This window comes from Martinezella sp. CNPSo 3959 (assembly GCF_057784355.1).
Window position 1 is genome coordinate 31,006 of the sequence record NZ_JBXSOV010000010.1, and the last position, 21,270, is coordinate 52,275.

The 21,270-nt window shown below is 61.2% G+C and carries 22 protein-coding genes and 1 tRNA gene; 18 read left to right on the top strand and 5 right to left on the bottom strand.

The window, feature by feature from the left end:
- The first annotated feature begins 1 nt into the window (after position 1).
- Complete coding sequence (locus tag AC13RE_RS19965) at positions 2-982, top strand: aldo/keto reductase (protein WP_488564222.1); 981 nt, start codon at positions 2-4, stop codon at positions 980-982.
- A 314-nt stretch (positions 983-1,296) separates the two neighbouring features.
- A complete protein-coding gene (locus AC13RE_RS19970; RefSeq protein WP_488564223.1) occupies positions 1,297-2,091 on the top strand; it encodes a class I SAM-dependent methyltransferase in 795 nt (264 codons plus the stop codon).
- Between the two features lies 1 nt (position 2,092).
- On the opposite strand, the gene AC13RE_RS19975 is transcribed toward AC13RE_RS19970, so the two are convergent.
- On the bottom strand, positions 2,093-2,680 hold the full coding sequence (locus AC13RE_RS19975; protein ID WP_488564224.1) for a TetR/AcrR family transcriptional regulator: 588 nt from the start codon (positions 2,678-2,680) through the stop codon (positions 2,093-2,095).
- A gap of 230 nt (positions 2,681-2,910) precedes the next feature.
- On the opposite strand from AC13RE_RS19975, the gene AC13RE_RS19980 reads away from it, so the two are divergent.
- The 5 genes from AC13RE_RS19980 to AC13RE_RS20000 all read left to right on the top strand — a co-directional run bounded on the left by AC13RE_RS19980 (position 2,911) and on the right by AC13RE_RS20000 (position 6,212).
- Positions 2,911-4,209 (top strand): MFS transporter, encoded by a 1,299-nt coding sequence (locus AC13RE_RS19980; protein ID WP_374822700.1) that lies wholly within the window; start codon positions 2,911-2,913, stop codon positions 4,207-4,209.
- Between the two features lie 144 nt (positions 4,210-4,353).
- A tRNA-Leu gene (locus AC13RE_RS19985) sits at positions 4,354-4,438 on the top strand.
- A gap of 175 nt (positions 4,439-4,613) precedes the next feature.
- The gene (locus AC13RE_RS19990) at positions 4,614-4,940 is read left to right on the top strand and encodes a DUF6693 family protein (protein ID WP_488564324.1); all 327 of its coding nucleotides are present in this window, start codon (positions 4,614-4,616) and stop codon (positions 4,938-4,940) included.
- A 147-nt stretch (positions 4,941-5,087) separates the two neighbouring features.
- Entirely contained in the window at positions 5,088-5,681 is a 594-nt protein-coding gene (locus AC13RE_RS19995; protein ID WP_132720701.1) for a YqaA family protein, read from the top strand.
- 18 nt (positions 5,682-5,699) lie between these two features.
- Complete coding sequence (locus AC13RE_RS20000) at positions 5,700-6,212, top strand: disulfide bond formation protein B (protein ID WP_132720700.1); 513 nt, start codon at positions 5,700-5,702, stop codon at positions 6,210-6,212.
- Positions 6,213-6,480: 268 nt separating this feature from the next.
- Here AC13RE_RS20000 and AC13RE_RS20005 read toward each other — a convergent pair whose 3' ends face one another.
- Positions 6,481-7,038 (bottom strand): HNH endonuclease, encoded by a 558-nt coding sequence (locus AC13RE_RS20005; protein ID WP_015341304.1) that lies wholly within the window; start codon positions 7,036-7,038, stop codon positions 6,481-6,483.
- 111 nt (positions 7,039-7,149) lie between these two features.
- Positions 7,150-7,794 carry a DNA-3-methyladenine glycosylase family protein gene (locus AC13RE_RS20010; RefSeq protein WP_488564225.1) on the bottom strand — a complete coding sequence of 215 codons (645 nt, stop codon included), beginning with the start codon at positions 7,792-7,794 and terminating at the stop codon, positions 7,150-7,152.
- A gap of 43 nt (positions 7,795-7,837) precedes the next feature.
- On the opposite strand from AC13RE_RS20010, the gene gluQRS reads away from it, so the two are divergent.
- Positions 7,838-8,719, top strand: coding sequence for a tRNA glutamyl-Q(34) synthetase GluQRS (gluQRS, locus tag AC13RE_RS20015; RefSeq protein ID WP_488564226.1), 882 nt, complete (start codon positions 7,838-7,840; stop codon positions 8,717-8,719).
- On the opposite strand, the gene AC13RE_RS20020 is transcribed toward gluQRS, so the two are convergent.
- Positions 8,684-9,646 carry a YihY/virulence factor BrkB family protein gene (locus AC13RE_RS20020; protein WP_112400559.1) on the bottom strand — a complete coding sequence of 321 codons (963 nt, stop codon included), beginning with the start codon at positions 9,644-9,646 and terminating at the stop codon, positions 8,684-8,686. The two genes, gluQRS and AC13RE_RS20020, sit on opposite strands and share 36 nt — an antisense overlap.
- A gap of 112 nt (positions 9,647-9,758) precedes the next feature.
- On the opposite strand from AC13RE_RS20020, the gene AC13RE_RS20025 reads away from it, so the two are divergent.
- The 6 genes from AC13RE_RS20025 to AC13RE_RS20050 all read left to right on the top strand — a co-directional run bounded on the left by AC13RE_RS20025 (position 9,759) and on the right by AC13RE_RS20050 (position 14,553).
- On the top strand, positions 9,759-10,592 hold the full coding sequence (locus AC13RE_RS20025) for an SDR family oxidoreductase (RefSeq protein WP_488564227.1): 834 nt from the start codon (positions 9,759-9,761) through the stop codon (positions 10,590-10,592).
- A gap of 72 nt (positions 10,593-10,664) precedes the next feature.
- Positions 10,665-10,868 (top strand): twin transmembrane helix small protein, encoded by a 204-nt coding sequence (locus AC13RE_RS20030; RefSeq protein ID WP_047630776.1) that lies wholly within the window; start codon positions 10,665-10,667, stop codon positions 10,866-10,868.
- Positions 10,869-11,050: 182 nt separating this feature from the next.
- The gene (locus tag AC13RE_RS20035; protein ID WP_488564228.1) at positions 11,051-11,629 is read left to right on the top strand and encodes a cob(I)yrinic acid a,c-diamide adenosyltransferase; all 579 of its coding nucleotides are present in this window, start codon (positions 11,051-11,053) and stop codon (positions 11,627-11,629) included.
- A gap of 195 nt (positions 11,630-11,824) precedes the next feature.
- The gene (locus AC13RE_RS20040) at positions 11,825-12,574 is read left to right on the top strand and encodes an electron transfer flavoprotein subunit beta/FixA family protein (protein WP_488564229.1); all 750 of its coding nucleotides are present in this window, start codon (positions 11,825-11,827) and stop codon (positions 12,572-12,574) included.
- 26 nt (positions 12,575-12,600) lie between these two features.
- Positions 12,601-13,530 (top strand): electron transfer flavoprotein subunit alpha/FixB family protein, encoded by a 930-nt coding sequence (locus AC13RE_RS20045; RefSeq protein ID WP_015341312.1) that lies wholly within the window; start codon positions 12,601-12,603, stop codon positions 13,528-13,530.
- Between the two features lie 144 nt (positions 13,531-13,674).
- Entirely contained in the window at positions 13,675-14,553 is an 879-nt protein-coding gene (locus tag AC13RE_RS20050; protein ID WP_488564230.1) for a 3-hydroxybutyryl-CoA dehydrogenase, read from the top strand.
- Positions 14,554-14,587: 34 nt separating this feature from the next.
- On the opposite strand, the gene tlpA is transcribed toward AC13RE_RS20050, so the two are convergent.
- On the bottom strand, positions 14,588-15,253 hold the full coding sequence (tlpA, locus tag AC13RE_RS20055) for a thiol:disulfide interchange protein TlpA (RefSeq protein WP_488564231.1): 666 nt from the start codon (positions 15,251-15,253) through the stop codon (positions 14,588-14,590).
- A gap of 23 nt (positions 15,254-15,276) precedes the next feature.
- On the opposite strand from tlpA, the gene argH reads away from it, so the two are divergent.
- The 4 genes from argH to AC13RE_RS20075 all read left to right on the top strand — a co-directional run bounded on the left by argH (position 15,277) and on the right by AC13RE_RS20075 (position 21,238).
- On the top strand, positions 15,277-16,677 hold the full coding sequence (gene argH / locus AC13RE_RS20060) for an argininosuccinate lyase (protein ID WP_488564232.1): 1,401 nt from the start codon (positions 15,277-15,279) through the stop codon (positions 16,675-16,677).
- A gap of 99 nt (positions 16,678-16,776) precedes the next feature.
- Positions 16,777-16,971 (top strand): LPS translocon maturation chaperone LptM, encoded by a 195-nt coding sequence (lptM, locus tag AC13RE_RS20065; protein ID WP_015341316.1) that lies wholly within the window; start codon positions 16,777-16,779, stop codon positions 16,969-16,971.
- Between the two features lie 13 nt (positions 16,972-16,984).
- Positions 16,985-18,256 (top strand): diaminopimelate decarboxylase, encoded by a 1,272-nt coding sequence (gene lysA, locus AC13RE_RS20070; RefSeq protein WP_488564233.1) that lies wholly within the window; start codon positions 16,985-16,987, stop codon positions 18,254-18,256.
- Positions 18,257-18,490: 234 nt separating this feature from the next.
- On the top strand, positions 18,491-21,238 hold the full coding sequence (locus tag AC13RE_RS20075) for a TIGR02302 family protein (protein WP_488564234.1): 2,748 nt from the start codon (positions 18,491-18,493) through the stop codon (positions 21,236-21,238).
- The last annotated feature ends 32 nt before the right edge of the window (positions 21,239-21,270 follow it).

A 21,270-nucleotide genomic window follows, 5' to 3' on the forward strand; every position in this document is an offset into this window, starting at 1 on the left:
GATGGAATACGTAAAGCTCGGCAGGACCGGCCTTGAAGTCTCACGCATCTGCCTGGGTTGCATGACCTATGGCGACCCCAACAAAGGCACGCATGCTTGGTCGCTGAAAGAGGACGAGAGTCGCCCGCTGCTGCGGCAGGCGATCGAGGCCGGCATCAACTTCCTCGATACGGCCAACACCTACTCCAACGGCTCGTCGGAAGAGATCGTCGGTCGCGCCATCAAGGATTTCGCCAAGCGCGACGATATCGTGCTGGCCACAAAGGTCTTCAACCGCATGCGCCCCGGTCCGAATGGCGCCGGCCTGTCGCGCAAGGCGATTTTCGACGAGATCGACAACAGCCTGCGCCGCCTCGGCACCGATTACGTCGATCTCTACCAGATCCACCGCTGGGACTATACGACGCCGATCGAGGAAACGCTGGAAGCGCTTCATGATGTCGTCAAGGCCGGCAAGGCCCGCTACATCGGCGCCTCCTCCATGTATGCCTGGCAATTCGCGAAGGCGATTTATACTTCCCGCCTCAACGGCTGGACGGAGTTCGTCAGCATGCAGGACCACCTGAACCTGCTCTACCGCGAGGAAGAGCGCGAGATGCTGCCCTTCTGCGAAGATCAGAAGATCGCCGTCATCCCCTGGAGCCCGCTCGCCCGCGGCCGGCTTACCCGCGATTGGGACGAGGCGACGGCCCGCACCGAGTCCGACGAATTCGGCAAGACGCTCTATACACAGGCGCTCGAAGCCGACCGCAAGATCGTCGATGCCGTCGGCACGATCGCCAAGGCGCGCGGCATCCCGCGCGCGCAGGTCGCGACCGCCTGGATCCTGCAGAAAAGCGCCGTCACCGCCCCGATCATCGGCGCCTCCAAGCCCGGCCACATCACCGATGCCGTGGCGTCGCTGGAGGTCAAATTGACGCCAGAGGAAATCGAAGCGCTGGAAAGCCCCTACGTTCCGCATGGGGTTGCTGGATTTAAGTGATCGCGGATTTTGCGGCTGATCAGGTTACGCTGGTGATGCCGCGCCAGCTTGCCTGGCCCCTCACCCCGACCCTCTCCCCGCTTGCGGGGAGAGGGTGTTTTCCTGCCGAATCCAAGTTCCGTCCGTACGGTGACCGCCAGTGTTTTGCTCGATCGTCCCCTCTCCCCGCGAGCGGGGAGAGGGCTAGGGTGAGGGGGCCCTCACACCCTCTGAAGTCGATTGACCATACGGCAAATCGCGCAAAAGTGACTTCACGAGCAGGTCATAGTTGAGGCTTAACAGGTGGTGGTTCCTTTCCCCGAGGATGATATCCAATGATCACAGTTCCCTTCGAGGCGCGGCGCTTTCAGTCGACCGCGGCTTATTACCTGCGCTATCGCATCCCCTATCCGGACAGGCTGATTACCCGCATTGCCGAGCGTAGCGGCCTCAAGCCCGGCGATCATGTGCTCGATCTCGGCTGCGGTCCCGGCCAGCTCGGCATCGCCTTTGCGCGGCTGCAGGCTGCCGCCGTCACCGCCATGGACCCCGAGCCGGAAATGCTTGCCGAAGCCGCGCTCGGTGCGAAGACGGCCGGCGTCGATATCAACATCCGGCAAGGGTCTTCCTACGATCTCGACCCTGATATCGGCAGGCTGCACCTCTGCGTCATGGGCCGCTCGTTCCACTGGATGGACAGGCCGGCAACGCTTCAAGCACTTGATAAGCTCATCGAGCCGGGCGGCGCCGTCGTGCTCTTCCACGATAAAGGCATTCTGGCGGAGCCGAACTGGCGCGGCATCCTAGAACCACTGATGGAAACCTATTCACCCGAGCGTAGCGCGGAACGGCAGATGCGCCGGAGCAAGGAATGGGCGCCGCATGAAGCCATGCTGCTCGCCTCCCCCTTCCGCAATCTCGAACGGATCGGCATCATCTCGGAATATACAAGGGATATCGAAGAGATCGTCGGCCGCATCTTCTCGATGTCGTCGACCTCGCCGCAGGCACTCGGCCACAAGGCAGCCGATTTCGAGGCGGCTCTGCGCGCCGAGCTGCTGGCGGTCGCGCCCGACGGCAAATTCAGGGAGGTCGTCGAGGCGAACGGGCTGCTCGCCTTCCGCGACTAGATCAGCTGTTTTCGTTACCCGGCGGCGGCGACAGCTCCTGCCGGGTCGCCGACAGGAATTCCTGCGACAGCTCAGCGCTATCCATTGCGCGCGCCAGAATAACGGCACCGACCATGGCCGAGAGGCTGGCAAAGGCCCTGCGCCGGCGATCCTCCGGCGTTTCGCCGGGAACGATCTCTTCCAGCACCTCGACCAGCCCCATCAGGCCGCCGGTGAAGGTGGATTGCATCTTGGGGCCATGGCGGCTGACCTCCTGCGTCAGCGCCGCGAAGACGCAGCCGGTCGCATGTTCCACAACGTTGCGATGCGAGAGATAATGGGCAAGCAGCGCTTTCAGCGGCTGGTCGGGCGAGCTTGCCGCGACCTCTTTCCAGCGCTCCAGCGAGCGGGCCACCAACGCCTTGCTCGCCTCGCAGGCAAGCTCGTCCTTCGAATCGAAATGGCCGTAGAAACCGCCATGCGTCAGCCCGGCCGCCTTCATGATCTCGGCGACGCCGATGCCGTCGAAACCCTTCTCGCGAAAGAGCTCGCCTGCCACGGCAAGGATCTTCTCGCGATTCTCGGCGAATTTCTCCCGGCTCACTCTCATCAAAAAACTCCATCAGAGCATCAATAAATCTGTATTGACAATTTATATGATGGCCATCATCAATACGCAACAAATATGATAACAATCATGTAAATGCCTTTGCACAAACGTTCAAGCCTGGAGAACGGCAGGGCGCTAGACGTGGTACGGTACCCCCGACTGTCCGCGATCCGGCGTTTTCGCAAGTCCGGCCTGACGGCACGATAGCCAACCTGATTGGAACGCAGCTCATGGTTTCCACTACCCTTGCCTCGACGCTCGCCCGGCGCAACATCCATTACGGATGGGTCGTCGTCGCCGCCACCTTTCTCACCATGCTGGTCACGGCCGGCGCCATGGGCGCGCCCGGCGTGCTCATCAAGCCGCTAGAGGACGAGTTCGGCTGGAGCACTTCCTCGATTTCCTCCGCGCTTGCCGTCCGGTTGGTGCTGTTCGGCCTGATGGGTCCTTTCGCTGCCGCCTTCATGAACCATTTCGGCGTGCGTAAGGTCATCGTCTTCGCGCTAGGCACCATATGCGTCGGCTTCATCGGCTCGCTCTATATGACGCAGGTCTGGCAACTGCTTTTGTGCTGGGGCATCATCATCGGCTTCGGCACCGGCCTCACCGCCATGGTGCTGGCGGCGACAGTCTCGACGCGCTGGTTCACCAAGCATCGCGGCCTCGTCATCGGCATGCTTTCGGCAAGCTCAGCCACAGGACAGCTGGTCTTCCTGCCGCTGATGGCGGAGCTGACGACGCGCTACGGCTGGCGCACCACCGTGCTCTTCGTCTGCGGCATGATCGTCGTCGCCGCCTTCATCGTGCTGCTTTTGATGCGCGACCGTCCCTCGGACGTCAATCTGCCGCTGGTCGGCGAGGTCCACATCACGCCCCCGCCGGCGGCCACCAGGAACCTGAAGGCAGCACTTGCGTCGCCGATCGCGATCCTGCGGGAAGTGTCCACCACCTCGACCTTCTGGATCCTGTTCGCCACCTTCTTCATCTGCGGCCTGTCGACCAACGGCCTGATACAGACGCATTTCGTCACCCTCTGCGGCGATTTCGGCATCGTGCCTGTCGCGGCCGCCAGCGTACTCGCCGTCATGGGCATCTTCGATTTCTTCGGCACGATCGGCTCCGGCTGGCTCTCCGACCGTTTCGACAATCGCTGGCTGCTTTTCTGGTATTACGGCCTGCGCGGCCTGTCGCTGGTCTATCTGCCCTTCAGCGATTTCACCTTCTACGGCCTGTCGATCTTCGCCGTTTTTTATGGCCTCGACTGGATCGCCACCGTACCGCCGACCGTCAAGATCGCCGCCGACCGCTTCGGCCGCGAGAAGGCCGGCCTCGTCTTCGGCTGGGTCTTCGCCGGCCACCAGCTCGGTGCCGCCACCGCCGCCTATGGCGCTGGCCTCACCCGCACCGAACTCAACACCTACCTGCCCGCCTTCTTCGTCGCCGGCGCCTTCTGCCTGCTCGCCGCAATCCTGGCAATCACCCTGCAAAAATCCGGCTCCACCAGCAAAGGCCCGGCCATGGCTCACTGAGCCTCAAACGGCAAAAAGCCCATGGCGCGCACCAGCGCCATGGGCCAAACCGCAACCCTGCGGAAACGCTCGCAATATCTGCCGCACCCGGCTTGCGCGCCGAGCCGATCACATGCTAGACAGCCGCCTCGTCAGTACCCCGTTGCCCCATTGGCGGAATTGGTAGACGCGCTCGACTCAAAATCGAGTTTCGAAAGAAGTGCTGGTTCGACTCCGGCATGGGGCACCACAAAATCTCATGACCATTGTTTTTCGTGCATTAATCAATATTTTCTCTTGATTGCTACTTTTGCGCGATCATTAATAATGATGCATCCTGTTCGAATTGTTCTTCCAGCAAAATATTGGTCACCATAAAATTTAAAAGGCGAAAAATTGTCTGAGATTGCCACCATTTCCACCGCATCGGTCGGCTCAAATGCTCGTTCAGCGTGGCTGAATCGATCGGCAGCGTGATTCTCTGGATCATATTGACGATCGTGACGCTCGGCCTCGCACTGATCGTCTTCCCCTACTACCTCAACCGCGCCGTATTGAACAAAACCGAGCTGCTGGATGGCTCCGGCCGCCCCGTCGGCCGCCTCAATTGCACCTTCAATATCGGTCACTCGATAGGACATGTAGTTCTCTGGGTCCTTCTGATTATCGTGACCCTTGGCCTTGCCAGCTTCCTCTATGCTTATCGCGTGATCCGCGTCGTCCTGAACGAAACGCGAGTTGAATATTACTGAGAAGGTCTGGTGACGGCTTCGACATCGCCACATCACCCCACACCATCACGAAAAATTTTGCCTTTCCGCCACTTCCGTCAGTCCCCGACCATTTACAGCCATAATCCTGCCCCCTAAAGGTTTGCAACGCAGCAAAAAGGGGCCCTCATGCTTCGTAGACTTTACGACTGGACCATGTCGCTTGCCGGCCGCAAATCGGCGGAAATCTGGTTGGCCGTTATCGCCTTCGTCGAAAGCTCGATCTTTCTCGTTCCGGCCGACGTACTTTTCCTGCCGATGTCGCTGGCGAAGCCTGAGCGCGCCTGGCGCTATGCGCTGACGGCGACGGTTGCCTCCGTGCTTGGCGGCATTGCCGGCTGGGCGCTCGGCTATTACGCCTTCGAGACCATTGCCAAGCCGATCCTCGAATTCTACGGCAAGCTTGACGCCTTCAACCAGATGAGCGCCGGCGTCACCTATGAATGGATCCTGCTCCTGCTGGTCACATCAGGCCTGGCGCATCTGCCGCCGATCAAGGTGGTGACGATCCTCTCCGGCGTCGCGCATATCGATCTCGGCCTGTTCATCGTCTCCGCCATCGTCGCCCGTGGCGCCCGCTTCTTCTTCCTGGCCTTCCTTTTGCGCCGCTATGGCGAATCTATCCGCCATTTCATCGAGAAGCGCCTCGGGCAGATCACCATGATCGCCGCCGCCGTTCTCATCGCCCTCTATGCCGTCTTCCACTTTGCCCTGGCGAGTTGACCAAGGAGCCCCCAACGCATGTCCACGACTTCGCCTTCCTCCCGCGCCGGCCTCGGCTATGGCGCCCTGCTGACGATCGGCATGATCGTCGTTATCGGCTCGGCACTCGGCTTTCAGTATATTGGCGGCTATATCCCCTGCGCGCTCTGCCTGGAGCAGCGCCAACCCTATTACTACGGCATCCCGGTCGCCATCATCGCCGTGCTGACGGCAGTTGCCGGCCTGCCCTCCTGGATCACCCGCGGGCTCCTCATCATCGCCGGCCTGATGATGGTGGTCGGCGGCGGCATCGGCGTCTATCACGCCGGCGTCGAATGGCACTTCTGGGAAGGCCCGACCACCTGCTCGACGACAGCAAGCAGCGTCACGCAGAATGCCGGCGACCTGCTCGGCCAGCTGAACACCATCAAGGGGCCGTCCTGCACGGAAGCGGCGCTGCGCATCCTCGGCCTATCCATGGCCGGCTGGAATGTAATCGCAAGCGTGATACTGGCGGCTATTGCTTTTGTAGGGGCGAAGAAGGCGGGTTGAATCTTTGGGCGAGCGGCGGTGATCTCTCGTATGTCGCGGCTCTGATACCCCCCTCTGTCACTTCGTGACATCTCCCCCACAAGGGGGAGATTGGTGGGAGTATGCCGCACCTTTGAGAATTAAGATAAGCTCAACGACAGCTGATACGATGTCGATGTAGGTCGGGAGGGTATCGCAAGTTACCGATCTCCCCCCTTGTGGGGGAGATGTCGCGAAAGCGACAGAGGGGGTGCCGCACCCTCCTCGAGCACAGTCGCCAATACGACCGCTATGGCTGCAGTTCCGAATCCCAGTAGAGATAGTCGAGCCAGCTGTCGTGCAGGTAGTTCGGCGGGAACAGGCGGCCGTTATTGTGCAGGTCCTGCACAGTCGGCTGATATGGTTTCTGCGCCGGAAACATGCCGGCCTGCTTCGGCAGCTTGCTGCCTTTGCGCAGATTGCACGGCGAACAGGCGGCCACGACGTTCTCCCAGGTCGTCTCGCCGCCATGGGCGCGCGGGATGACATGGTCGAAGGTCAGGTCGTCATGGGAGCCGCAATACTGGCATTCGAACTTGTCGCGCAGGAAGACGTTGAAGCGGGTGAAGGCGGGATTGCGGGACGGCTGCACATATGTCTTCAGGCATACGACGCTCGGCAGCCGCATCGAGAAGCTCGGTGAGGACACGCACTGATCGTATTCTGCGATGATGTTCACACGGTCAAGAAAAACCGCCTTGATCGCGTCCTGCCAGGACCAGAGCGACAAGGGATAGTAACTCAGCGGTCTATAGTCAGCGTTCAGCACGAGCGCCGGCAAGGACTGCGGGGAAACTGCAATCGTCAAGGAACCCTCCTGATCGATTCGGCATCTGCACCTGTATATTAGGCCGGTTGTTACAGGATTGTGAAGTCCAATAAATTCAGTGCATAAAGGCAATTTCAGGGAGACGGCCGATTAAACGATAGGCAGCGCATCCCGGCGTGTTTTCACGGCATAATAGGCCCAGAAGAGTCGGGCCGCGACCGAGCGCCAGGGCGTCCAAACCGCGGCTTCCCGGGCAACTGCCTTGGCCAAGGGCCTGACTTCATGGCCGAAAGCCATGCCGACGGCCGCCTGCAGCGCCACGTCGCCGGCCGGAAACACATCTGCGTGACCGCCGCAGAACATCAGATAGACTTCCGCCGTCCAGGGGCCGATTCCCTTGATCGATGTCAGTTCGGCAAGCGCCTTTTCAGGTGATTCGGCGCTGAGCGCATGGAGATCGAGGCTGCTGCCGGCAACGGCATCCGCCACGCGGGCCAATGTGTCGTGCTTGATTCGCGATAGGCCGAAGGTTCGCCATGCCTCCGGCTCGAGGTCGGCATAGCCCTCAGCGGTCACCTGCCCCATCCCGGCAATCATCTTCCCCCAGATCGCATCGGCGCTGGCGCGCGAGACGACCTGCGAGACGATGATATGGGCAAGCCCTTCGAAGCCCGGTTCGCGCAGGCGCAGCGGCAAGGTGCCCGCCTCTGCGGCAACGGGCCGCAGGCGCGGATCGAGTTCCAGCAGGGCAGCAAGCCCCCGTTCGATATCGCGCTCGTCGCGAATGATCTGCATGACGTCTCGTAGTCCCCGGTTAAAATTCGTGGCAGAAGAAAGCATGATCGAGATTCCCCGTCAAAAGCCGAAATTCCGTTTTGCCCCGAGCCCGAACGGCCCGCTGCATCTCGGCCATGCGCTGTCGGCTATCCTCAATCACGACATGGCGGCGGAAGCCGGCGGCGATTTCCTGCTGCGTATCGAAGACATAGATCAGGCGCGCTGCACACCCGATTTCGAAGAGGGCATCTATAGAGATCTCTCCTGGCTCGGCCTCCGCTGGCAGCAGCCGGTGCGCCGGCAGTCCGAGCACTTTCCGGCCTATCAGCAAGCCCTGCAGACACTTATCGCACGCGGCCTCGTTTATCCCGCCTTCCTGACCCGCGGCGAGGTCAAATCGCGCGTCGCCGCTTTCGAGGCGGATGGCAAATCATGGCCGCGCGACCCGGACGGCACGCCGCTCTATCCGCCCGACGATCGCGAACGCAGCGATGCCGAGCGGCAGCGCCTGCTGGCATCGGGCATGAAACATGCCTGGCGTCTCGACATGGAAAAGACGCTGGCGGCGGCAGGTGGAGAGCTCCACTGGCAGGAGAGCGGCGATGGCGAAACGGGCACAATCCCCGCCGATCCCGCCGCCTGGGGCGATGTCGTGCTATCGCGTTCCGATGCGCCCTCCAGTTACCATCTTTCCGTTGTGGTCGACGATGCCGTGCAAGGCATCACCCATGTGGTGCGCGGGCTTGACCTCTTCCATGCTACGTCGATCCACCGCCTGCTGCAGACGCTGCTCGGCCTGCCGGAGCCGCTCTATCATCATCACCGCCTCATCCTCGGAGAGGACGGCAAAAAGCTCTCCAAAACCATGGGCGATACCGGCATTGCCGAATGGCGCCGGCGGGGCCTCTCACCGGCGGAGCTTCGCCGCCGCATCGGCCTCTGATTTTGCTCCTGGTTCGGCCCGTGGTTCAGAGAGCATCTTTTCCGAAGCTACCTCGGCGGCCGCGCGGCTCGCCACCTTGCCGAACAGCAGCCGCCGCACGCGGAATTTCATCAGCGCCGCATTGACCTCCGCCCCCATGATGAAGATCACGGCGAGCATATAGAGAAAAATCAGCACGATCATCACGGACGCCAGACCGGCATAGGTGGCGGTATAGTTGGCGAAGGTCGAGAGATAATAAGCAAAGAGCACTGCGCCGATCGACCAGAAGACCAGCGTCAGGATCACGCCGGGAATCACGTCGAACACCCGCCTGCGCCCGGCCGCTAGCCACAGATGCAGGATCATCAGGCCCGCCAGCAGCAGAAAGATCGTGCCGTAGATCCGCCAGCTGAAGACGATGTCGAGGATATCGGCGAGCTTGGGCAGCCACTGCCTGGTGTAATTGAGCGCGAGCGGCACGGCGACAAGCAGGATGCTGAGAATGGCGAAGATCAGCACCGCGATCAGCACATAGCCGAGGCTGGCGAGACGGTTGAAATACCACGGCCGTGTCTCAGGCACGCGATAGGCGCGGTTCAGCGATATGCGCAGCGCCTCGACGCCGTTCGACGCGAAATAGGCGGCAGCAAGCACGGAAATCGTCAAAAGCCCGCCGCGCGGAATGGTCAGCACCTGCACGACCTGATCGGCGAGCGGCTTGGCGATCGCCTCCGGCCAGGTATCGAAGATCAGATGCACGGCCGTCGACGAAAACTGGCTGGCGCCGAGAAAGCTCGCGAGCGCCGTGCCGAAGATCAGGAAGGGAAAAACCGCCAGCAGCGTCGACAGCGCCACATGGCTTGCCATGGCAAACCCGTCATCCTCGACGAAATGGAACACTGCGTCGTAGATCACCTTGTAAATCGTCCGCAGGGCTGTCGGCATTCCATCTCCGCTCGGCGTCGACATTCATCCCGGCCGATACCGCCGGTTGTCGATTGTATCGGGTTCCTGAATATGGGAAACGAGTTTCGGTTTGTACAGGAATCATCTTCCCATGACGGAACAACGCACGATACTCGTCACTGGTTGCTCCTCCGGCATCGGCGCTTATTGCGCGCGGGCACTGAAGGCCGACGGATGGCGCGTATTTGCAACCGTGCGTAAACAGGAAGATCTCGCTTCGCTCGAAGCCGACGGCATCGAAGCGCTACTCCTTGACTACACAAAGCCTGAGACCATTTCCGCGACGGTGGCGACACTACGCGAGCGCACAGGCGACCGCATCGATGCCCTCTTCAACAATGGCGCCTACGGGCAGCCGGGCGCCGTCGAGGACCTGACGACCGATGTGCTGCGCGAACAGTTCGAAACCAACTTCTTCGGCTGGCACGAGCTGACGCGCCAGATCCTGCCGCTAATGCGCAAACAGGACCATGGCCGCATCGTCAATTGCTCCTCCATTCTGGGACTCATCCCCTACCGTTTCCGCGGCGCTTACACGGCCTCGAAATTTGCGCTCGAAGGGCTGACGATCACGCTCAGAATGGAACTGCAGGACAGCGGCATCCATGTCAGCCTGATCGAACCCGGCCCGATCGCGACGCGGTTTACCGCCAATGCACTCGCCAAGATCAACGAGCACATCGACCTCGCAGGTTCTCTCCATGTGGTGGAATACCGCAGGCAGCTCAGGCGGCTTGATGGATCAGGCCCGATCAGTAAACATAAATTAGGCCCGGAAGCGGTCTATGATGTGCTAAAATCAGCTTTGAACGTTAGAAATCCGCGCCCGCACTATCTGGTAACGACACCGGCCAAGCAGGGCGTGCTCTTGAAAAGGCTATTGCCGGCTAACCTTTTCTATCGTCTGATGCGCCGGCTGGATTAGAGCAATCCCACGAAAGGGCAAAGCGCCTTTTCCGCTTGAGAGTGCTTAAAAGCAGACAAGGATGGAGGAGCCATGTCTACCGTTACTTATGTTGCCGCCATCATTGTCATGGGACTTGTCGCGATCGTTCTTGTTCGCGGCCTGCTGAACATGATGAAAGGCGACAACCCGAACCTTTCGAACCGGCTGATGCAGCTGCGTGTGTTGCTGCAGGCAGTGGCGGTGATCCTGATCATGCTGACGCTCTGGCTGACCGGCGGCGGCCGCCCGGCCTAGAGCCGGATGATTTTAGGTCTGTTCGACCTAAAATCTGAAACCGCTCACACTTTTCGGCACCATGCTCGAAAGCTATTCTAGGAAAAGTGCGAAGCGGTTTTCCGTCCGGAATTAAGTAAAACAAAGGGTTAGAGCATTTCGCGATCCCAAGAAAAGCGAAATGCTCTAACCACAGGAACACGATGGTCAAGCTCAACAAGATCTATACCAAGACCGGCGACGATGGCACGACGGGCCTTGCCGCAGGTCCCAGGCGGCTGAAGCACGATCTGCGCGTCGAAAGCTATGGCACGGTCGATGAAGCCAATTCCGCCATCGGCGTTGCCCGGCTGCACATGGGTGACATGCCCGAGATCGACGCGATGCTGATGCGCATCCAGAACGATCTCTTCGATCTGGGCGCCGATCTTTCGACGCCCGAAACGGACGAGCCCCTACCCTATGAACCCTTGCGCATCACCGACCACCAGGTCGAACGCCTGGAACATGATATCGATTTGCTCAATGCCGATCTCGAGCCGTTGAAATCCTTCGTTCTGCCGGCCGGAAGCGCCGCATCTGCCCATCTGCACCTCGCCCGCACCATTGCCAGACGTGCCGAGCGACTGATGGTGGCACTGTCGCGTGAGCAAGGCGAACGCGTCAGCCCGGCGGCGCTGAAATACGTCAACCGGCTCTCCGATTTGCTTTTCGTTGCGGCGCGCTACGCGAACGATAAGGGCCGAGGCGATGTGCTCTGGGTTCCCGGCAAGAATCGATAGCGGCACATGCCAATCGCAAGGGCACATATATTGACGTTGACGTAAACGTTATTTATGCCTTTCAAGCAATTCGTCTCTCAGCGGCCTGGAAGCGTTGTAATTGGGAAAAAAACGCGTATCCATGTCGCCATTCGACAAATGGAATGGCGCTAAACAGCGCATGTTCTCGGGCGGTCATGTTGAAGGAAGGATTCCATGAAGATTCTCGTCCCCGTCAAGCGGGTTGTTGACTATAACGTCAAGATTCGCGTGAAGCCGGATGGTTCCGGCGTTGAGCTTTCGAACGTGAAGATGTCGATGAACCCGTTCGACGAGATTTCGGTCGAAGAGGCGCTACGCCTGAAGGAAGCCGGCAAGGCCGAGGAAGTGGTGGTCGTATCGATCGGACCTGCCAAGGCCGAGGAGACATTGCGCACGGCGCTCGCCATGGGCGCGGATCGCGCCATCCTCGTCGAGACCGACGATGCGGTGGAGCCGCTCGCCGTCGCCAAGATCCTGAAGGGCGTCGCCGACGCCGAGCAGCCGGGCCTCATCATCGTCGGTAAGCAGGCGATCGACGACGACTCGAACCAGACCGGCCAGATGCTGGCAGCCTTGTTGGGCGCCGCCCAGGCCACCTTCGCCTCGAAGATCGAGATCGGTGAGGGAAGCGCCAAGGTGACCCGCGAAGTCGATGGCGGCCTGCAGACGATCGAGGTCAAGCTGCCGGCCGTCGTCACGTCAGACCTGCGCCTGAACGAGCCGCGCTACGCCTCGCTGCCGAACATCATGAAGGCCAAGAAGAAGCCGCTCGACAAGAAGAGCCCGGCCGATTTCGGCGTCTCGACCGAGCCGCGGCTGAAGGTGTTGAAGACGGAAGAGCCCGGCGGCCGCAAGGCGGGCGTCAAGGTCGGCTCGGTTGCCGAGCTGGTCGAAAAGCTCAAGACCGAAGCCGGCGTCCTGTAACCCAGTCCGAACGAGGAGTTAGACATATGGCCATTCTTCTTCTGGCTGATCACGACAATGCCCACCTCTCCGATCAGACCGCCAAGGCGCTGACGGCGGCCGCAAAGATTGGCGGCGACATTCACGTACTGGTCGCCGGCGCTGGCGCCCAGGCTGCAGCCGAGCAGGCGGCCAAGCTTGCCGGTGTCTCGAAGGTGCTGGTTGCCGAGGATGCAAGTCTCGCCAACAATCTCGCAGAACCGCTGGCAGCCCTCATCGTATCGCTTTCCGGCTCCTACGACGTGATCATCGGCGCCGCAACCTCGGTCGGCAAGAACGTGCTGCCGCGCGTTGCCGCCCTGCTTGATGTCGCCCAGGTCTCCGAAATCATCGAAGTGGTCTCCGCAGACACCTTCAAGCGGCCGATCTACGCCGGCAATGCCATCCAGACGGTGCAGTCGACCGACGCCAAGAAGGTCATCACCGTGCGCACGGCTTCCTTCGCGTCCGCTGCCGAAGGGGGTTCGGCCGCGATCGAGACGGTCTCTGCCGCTGCTGATCCAGCGCTGTCCACCTTCGTCGGCGATGCGCTGTCGAGCTCGGATCGTCCGGAGCTAACCTCGGCCAAGATCATCATCTCGGGCGGCCGTGCACTCGGCTCTGCCGAGAAGTTCCGCGAAGTCATCCTGCCGGTTGCCGACAAGCTCGGTGCTGCCGTCGGCGCCTCCCGCGCTGCCGTCGATGCCGGCTATGCCCCGAACGACTGGCAGGTCGGCCAGACCGGCAAGGTGGTCGCACCGCAGCTCTATATCGCCTGCGGCATTTCCGGTGCCATCCAGCATCTGGCCGGCATGAAGGATTCGAAGGTCATCGTCGCCATCAACAAGGACGAGGAAGCCCCGATCTTCCAGATCGCCGACTACGGCCTCGTCGCCGACCTCTTCGAGGCACTGCCGGAACTCCAGAAGGCGCTTTGATCGCACCCACCGGCCTTCTCGCAGTTGCGAGAGACTGGAAAATCGTCTCTTATAGGTCTATCAATCTTTGCCGGGCTAGAAATGGCCCGGCAAATTTGAGTTAAAAGCATAGCGCATCGCCAGGAGCGCGCCGGGGAGTTGGCAATGAGTTCGCTGAAGACGATCGGTATTATCGGCGCGGGCCAGATGGGCTGCGGCATTGCCCATGTGTCCGCCATGGCCGGCTACAAGGTTCACATCTACGATCTCGCGCAGGACCGCATCGAAAGCGGGCTAGCCACCATCAACGGCAACCTCGCCCGCCAGGTCGCGTCCGGCAAGACGACCGACGAGGAACGCAAGGCAGCCCTTGCCCGCATCACCGGCTCCGCCGATCTCAACGATCTCGCTCAGGTCGATCTCGCCATTGAGGCTGCGACGGAAGACGAAAGCGTCAAGCGCAAGATCTATGCGCAGGTATGTCCGGTGCTGAAGCCCGAAGCGCTGCTCGCAACGAATACCTCGTCACTGTCGATCACCCGCCTTGCCTCCGCCACCGACCGTCCCGAGCGCTTCATGGGCATCCACTTCATGAATCCGGTTCCGGTCATGAAGCTGGTGGAACTGGTGCGCGGTATCGCTACCGACGAATCGACCTTCTCCACCGCCAAGGACTATGTTTCTTCGCTGGAAAAGACGATCACCGTCGCCGAGGATTTCCCCGCCTTCATCGTCAATCGCATTCTGCTGCCGATGATCAACGAGGCGATCTATACGCTCTATGAAGGCGTCGGCACCGTCGATGCCATCGACACCGCCATGCGGCTGGGCGCCAACCATCCGATAGGCCCGCTGCAGCTTGCCGACTTCATCGGCCTCGACACCTGCCTTTCGATCATGCAGGTGCTGCATGATGGGCTCGCCGACTCCAAGTATCGCCCCTGCCCGCTCTTGGTAAAATATGTCGAGGCCGGGTGGCTCGGCCGCAAATCCGGCCGCGGCTTCTACGACTACCGCGGCGAAACGCCCGTTCCGACTCGATAAAACACCTTCTCCCGCGAGGGGAGAAGGAGGAAAATCAAATCCCCGCCGCCGCCTTCACCAGGTTCTTCGCATCCTCGCTGTCCCAGGCCGCCGGACCGTTCATCGCTGACAGCAGGCAGCCCTTGTCGTCGATGAGCAGCGTCACCGGCAGGCCGAAGGCCAGACCCTGTTTCTTCAGCGCATTGAACACGCCCATGGTGTTGTCGCGGTAGTAGCCGAGCTTGTCGATCGCATATTCCGCACGAAAGGCTTTGGTCTTTTCATCGTCGCCGGTATCGATATTGACGGCGACCACTTCGAACTTGTCGCTGCCGACGCTCTTCTCAAGCGCATTCAGTGCCGGCATTTCCTCGCGGCACGGCACGCACCATGTCGCCCAGACATTCAAGAGCACGGTCTTGCCGGCGAAATTGCTCATCGACAGCGGCTGCCCGTCAGCCCCCTTGAAGGAAACACCCTGGAGCGAGATCGGTGCCGGCGGCACGCTCATGGCAGCGACCTGCCCCTTGGTGAAAGGCATCAGGGCAGCGGCACGATCCCTGGCAGTCCCGCATTGATCGGCCAAGGCCGTTTCACCAATACCATTGCCATACCCCGCCTCCTTCACGTATACCGCTGCCGCACCGGCAATAACCCCGGCGACGGCGGCAAGCATAACAAGTTTCATGGACGGCAGACCGAACGGCTTCTTTGCTGTCATTACATTCTCCAGGTGGGCATCTCATGACTGACGGCACGGACACCAAATCCTCCAACCAGATGTGGGGCGGGCGTTTCGCTTCCGGCCCCGCGGCAATCATGGAGGAGATAAATGCCTCGATCGATTTCGACAAGAAGCTGTTTGCCCAGGACATCCGCGGCTCAATCGCGCATGCGAGCATGCTCGCCAATCAAGGCATCATTTCAACCGAGGATAAAGACAAGATCGTTCACGGGTTGAACACGATCCTGTCAGAGATCGAAAGCGGCAATTTCGAATTCTCACGCCGCCTCGAAGACATCCACATGAACGTCGAGGCGCGGCTTGCGACCTTGATCGGCCCGGCTGCGGGCCGTCTGCACACCGCACGCTCGCGCAACGACCAGGTGGCGCTCGATTTCCGCCTCTGGGTGAAGGAAGAGCTGCAGAAGTGCGAGCAGGCGCTGACCGAGCTCATCTCTGCCTTCCTCGACCGTGCCGAGGAACATGCCGAGAGCGTCATGCCTGGCTTTACGCATCTGCAAACGGCACAGCCCGTCACCTTCGGCCATCACTGCATGGCCTATGTCGAGATGTTCGGCCGCGACCGCTCGCGCGTGCGTCACGCCATCGAGCACATGGACGAATCCCCGATCGGCGCCGCAGCCCTTGCCGGCACCGGCTTTCCGATCGATCGCCACATGACGGCTAAGGCGCTCGGCTTCCGCGAGCCGACCCGCAACTCGATCGATACCGTCTCCGACCGCGATTTTGCCCTGGAATTCCTGTCGATTGCAGCGATCGCCGGCATGCATCTATCGCGCCTTGCCGAAGAGATCGTCATCTGGTCCACGCCGCAATTCGGCTTCGTGCGCCTCTCCGATGCCTTCTCCACCGGCTCCTCCATCATGCCGCAGAAGAAGAATCCGGATGCCGCCGAACTCGTGCGCGCCAAGACCGGCCGCATCAACGGCTCGCTGGTGGCGCTGCTGACGATCATGAAGGGCCTGCCGCTCGCCTATTCCAAGGACATGCAGGAAGACAAGGAACAGGTCTTCGACGCTGCCGAAAGCCTGGAACTCGCCATTGCCGCCATGACCGGCATGATGCGCGATATGACGATCAACACCGCCCGCATGAAGGCCGCCGCCGGATCCGGCTATTCCACCGCCACCGATCTCGCCGATTGGCTGGTGCGTGAGGCCGGCCTGCCGTTCCGCGATGCCCACCATGTAACGGGCCGCGCCGTGGCGCTTGCCGAAAGCAAATCCTGCGAGCTGGCGGAGCTCTCGCTTGCAGACCTGCAGGCGATCCATCCGGATATCACCGACAAGATCTTCGATGTCCTGACGGTCGAGGCCTCGGTCGCCAGCCGCAAGAGCTTCGGCGGCACGGCGCCTTCGGAAGTGCTCAAGCAGATCGCCTTCTGGCGCGCCCGCAACTGAGAAAATCGCCGAAAGTCATAACCAACAATCAGGGTGCACAAGGCTCGGAAACTTCGCTATGAAGGACTGCTTTCGCGTTTGCCGCCCAAGAGGATTTCGATGCAGATCAACATGCCGCACATCATCCGCCTGACCGTCGTGCTTTCGGTCGTCGGCCTTGCCGTTGTCGGATGTGGCCGCAAAGGCCCTCTCGATCCGCCGAGTGCGCACGCGACCAAGGGCGGCGACGTCTCCAAGCCGACGAAGGAGCCGGGCACGGAGGACAAGAAGTTCTTCCTCGACCCGCTTCTCTAATTAGGCAACGACTGTGAACCATTTTGAGTATCGCGACGGCATCCTCTACGCCGAGGATGTACCGGTTCCGGAGATCGCCAAGGCGGTCGGTACCCCCTTCTACGTCTATTCGACGGCTACGTTGGAACGCCACTACCGCGTCTTCGCGGAAGCCTTCGGCGATGTCGATGCCATGGTCTGCTATGCCATGAAGGCCAATTCCAACCAGGCGGTGCTGAAGACGCTCGGCCGCCTCGGCGCCGGCGTCGATGTCGTCTCTGTCGGTGAGTTGCGCCGCGCACTGGCTGCAGGCATTCCGGCAAGCCGCATCATGTTCTCCGGCGTCGGCAAGACGGCGCAGGAAATGGACGCAGCGCTCGAAGCCGGCATCTACTGCTTCAACGTCGAATCCGAGCCGGAACTGGAAGTGCTGAATCAGCGCGCCGTCCGCGCCGGCAAGGTGGCGCCTGTCTCCTTCCGCATCAATCCCGATGTCGATGCGCGCACGCATGCGAAGATTTCGACCGGCAAGAAGGAAAACAAGTTCGGCATTTCATGGCAGCGCGCCCGCGCCGTCTATGAGCGCGCCGCCAACCTGCCTGGGATCAAGGTCACCGGCATCGATATGCACATTGGCAGCCAGATCACCGAGCTGCAGCCCTTCGACGACGCTTTCAAGCTGCTGCGCGACCTCGTGGAAACGCTGCGCGGCGATGGTCACGATATCCATCATGTCGATATCGGCGGCGGCCTCGGCATTCCCTATCGCGACGACAACAATCCGCCGCCGCTGCCGGATGCCTATGCCGAGATCGTCAAGAACCAGCTGCGTGGCCTCAACTGCCGGATCGTCACCGAGCCCGGCCGCCTGATCGTCGGCAATGCCGGCATTCTGGTGACCGAAGTCATCTATGTGAAAGATGGCGGCGACAAGAGCTTCGTCATCGTCGACGGCGCCATGAACGATCTTATCCGCCCGACACTTTATGAGGCCTATCACGAAATCAGGCCGGTAGCGGTCGGCGATGCAAGCACGCCGCGCATCAAGGCCGATGTCGTTGGCCCGGTCTGCGAGACGGGCGATTATCTGGCGCTCGACCGCGAGATGGCACTGCCGAAGCCCGGCGATCTACTGGCCGTCGGCTCGGCCGGTGCCTATGGCGCTGTGCAGGCCGGTACCTACAACAGCCGGCTTCTGGTTCCCGAAGTGCTGGTCAAGGGCAATGAATTCCACGTCATCCGCCCGCGCGCGACCTACGAAGAGCTGATTGCCCTGGATTCGATCCCGGCCTGGCTTGAGGGATAATCGGCTTCAATCCATGATCTCGGGGGACGGTGGAATAGCCGTCCTGCCCGATCACGTTTCGGCGAAGTCCGGTGAAAAAACAGCCTTTCATGCCCGTTGCCCTCGTCTTCGCCACAAAGAATGTTATCTTTGATTGAATGGTGTCTCGCCGGGCACCGCGTGCGCGAGCGTGTGGGACGCCGCGCCACCCAAACGGGCTACTAGCCAACGTCAGATCGGGAGAAGACCGGACCGATGACCAGCCCCAGCAACCCTAAGAAGGGCGCTTTCGCCACCCGTCCGGCGCTGGCGCGCATGGTTGCGGTCAAGCGTCTCTTTGCGCGGCTGGTTCTGGTCAGCGAACAGCTTCTGCCACGGCTGCTGTTGCCGGCATCCATTCTGGCCCTTTTCCTCTCCGTCGCCTGGTTCGGCATTTTTCGCATGGCGCCGGATACTCTGCGCTTTCTGCTGCTTGCCGTCTTCGCGGTCGGCTTCGCCGTCTCCTTCTATCCGCTACGCCGCCTGCACTGGCCGAACACCACAGAGGCGGACCGACTGCTGGAAGAGCGCAATGGGCTCGCACACCAGCCCGTTACGGTGCAGGAAGACGAACCGGCGCTGGATACTCCGTTTGCGCGGGCACTCTGGCGCGAGCACCAGACGCGCATGGCCGAACGCATCGCCGCTCTAGATGCGGGCCTGCCCAGGCCGGATATCACACGCTACGACCGCTTTGCATTGCGCGCAGTCCCTGCATTGCTGCTGGTAACGGCCTTCAGCTTCTCCATGTCCAACAGCGGCGGCTCGCTCAGTGATGCCTTCACGGCATCGACCTCCACCTCGAGCAATCCGGATGTCCGCGTCGATGCCTGGGTCACCCCGCCCTATTATACCGGCGAGCCACCGGTCTATCTGACGGGCAATGTCGACAATGCCGGCAATAGCCTGAGCGTGCCGCAATTCTCCGAACTCACCGTGCGTGTTTCGGGTGCTGCGACGGATGAGAAAGTGCTGTTCCAGGCGGCTGGCGCGGAAAAAGGCGCCGAAATTCCCGAGCAGGCCGCTGATGCCGACAAGCAGGGTCCGGCGGGCGCAAGACCTGCAACGCCTCCCGCCGTGCCGCCTGCAGCAAACGGCACCGGCAATATCCCGGCCGCGGACGGGATGGTCGCCCGCACGCACGTCCTGAAGCTTGAAAAGGGTGGCGAACTCACCGTCAACGGCAAGTCCTGGTCCTTCAATGTGGTCGTCGACAAGCCTCCGGAGATCACCTTCGACGGCGTTCCACATGCGACGGCCAGCGGTGCGCTGGAACTCGGCTTCAAGGTTAGGGATGATTACGGCGTCGAGGAAGCCCGTGCCGAGATCGTGCCCGTGGAATCCGATCCTGCCGCGACGCCGCTTTATGGCTTGCCGGAATTCAAGCTCGAAATGCCGCGTCGCGACCGCCGCAATGGCAAGGGTCTGGCAAGCCATGATCTGACTCAGGATCCGCTGGCCGGCAAGCGCGTGCGCATCACCCTCGTCGCCAAGGACGGTGCCGGCCAGACGGGACGCAGCTCACCTTACGAGATGGTATTGCCGTCCCGTAATTTCAGCCAGCCGCTTGCTGCCGCCGTGGCCGAAGAACGTCAGGTCTTCGCGCTCGATACGCGCAAGATGCCGGAAGCGATCGAGCTCAACAAGTCTCTGACCATACGGCCCGAAGAAACAATCCCCGATCTCGGCAACTATCTAGCGCTCAAGTCGGCGCTGACGCGCATGAAGCTCGCGAGCAACGAGACCTCGCTGAAGGATACGGCCGATTATCTCTGGCAGATCGCGCTCGGCATGGAAGATGCGCAGTTGACGGACGCGGAAAAGGCCCTGCGCGACGCCCAGCAGAAGCTCTCCGATGCGCTTCAGCGCAACGCCCCCGACGCCGAGATCAAGAAGCTGACTGACGAACTGCGCAAGGCGATGGACGCCTATATGAAGGAGCTGGCCGAGCGCATGCGCAACATGCCGGCCCAGCCAAACCAGCGTTCCGCCAATATCCTGCGCCAGCAGGATCTGCAGCGCATGATGGATCAGATCGAGAATCTCGCCCGCTCCGGCAATCGCCAGGCCGCACAGCAGATGCTTTCCGAACTGCAGCAGCTGATGAACAGCCTGCAGGCCGGCAAGCCGCAGCAGGGGCAGCAGCAGAACCAGGCCAACGACAAGATGCGCGAGCAGATGGACAAGCTCGGCCGCATCATGCGCGATCAGCAGAAGCTGATGGATCAGACCTTCAAGCTCGATCAGGCCATGCGTGACCGCATGCAGCGCGGCGATTCCAATGAGGATGGCGACGGCTTAATGGATCAGCCCATGCCCGGCCTCAACGACCCGATGCGCCCGGATATGGGCCAGCGCAGCCTAGGCCAGCAGGATCAGCAGCAAGGCCAGAACCAGCAGGGCGATAAGGGCAAGGATCCCACCGATGGCATGACGGCCGATCAGCTCCGCGACGCGCTGAAGCAACTGCGCCAGCAGCAGGAGGATCTCGGCAAGCAGCTTGGCGAACTCCAGAAAAACCTTGGCTCACTGGGCATGAAGCCGAATCAGAATTACGGCAAGGCACAGCAGGAAATGAAGGGCGCGTCCGGTCAGCTTGCCGAGGGCAACGGTGAAGGCGCGGTGCAGGGCCAGGGACGCGCGCTGGACGCCCTGCGCAAGGGCACGCGCGAAATGATGAACCAGCTTATGGCCCAGATGCAGCAGGGACAAGGCCAGGGGCAGGGTCAGGGACAGATGCCGGGGCAGATGGGCCAAGGCGGTCAAAACGGCCGCGATCCGCTCGGCCGGTCGCGCAACGAGGGTGGTTTCTCGGACAACCCTAACGACAACATGGTGCCTGATATCATCAACGCAGAGCGCGCCCGCCAAATTCTCGACGCCATTCGCGAGCGGCTGAGCAACAATCCCACGCTCAGCGAAGAACGGCGCTATCTGGAACGTCTGCTGAATTTAGGTCAGTAAGGCAGCTTCGGGCTACCGTCCATCACGAGAAT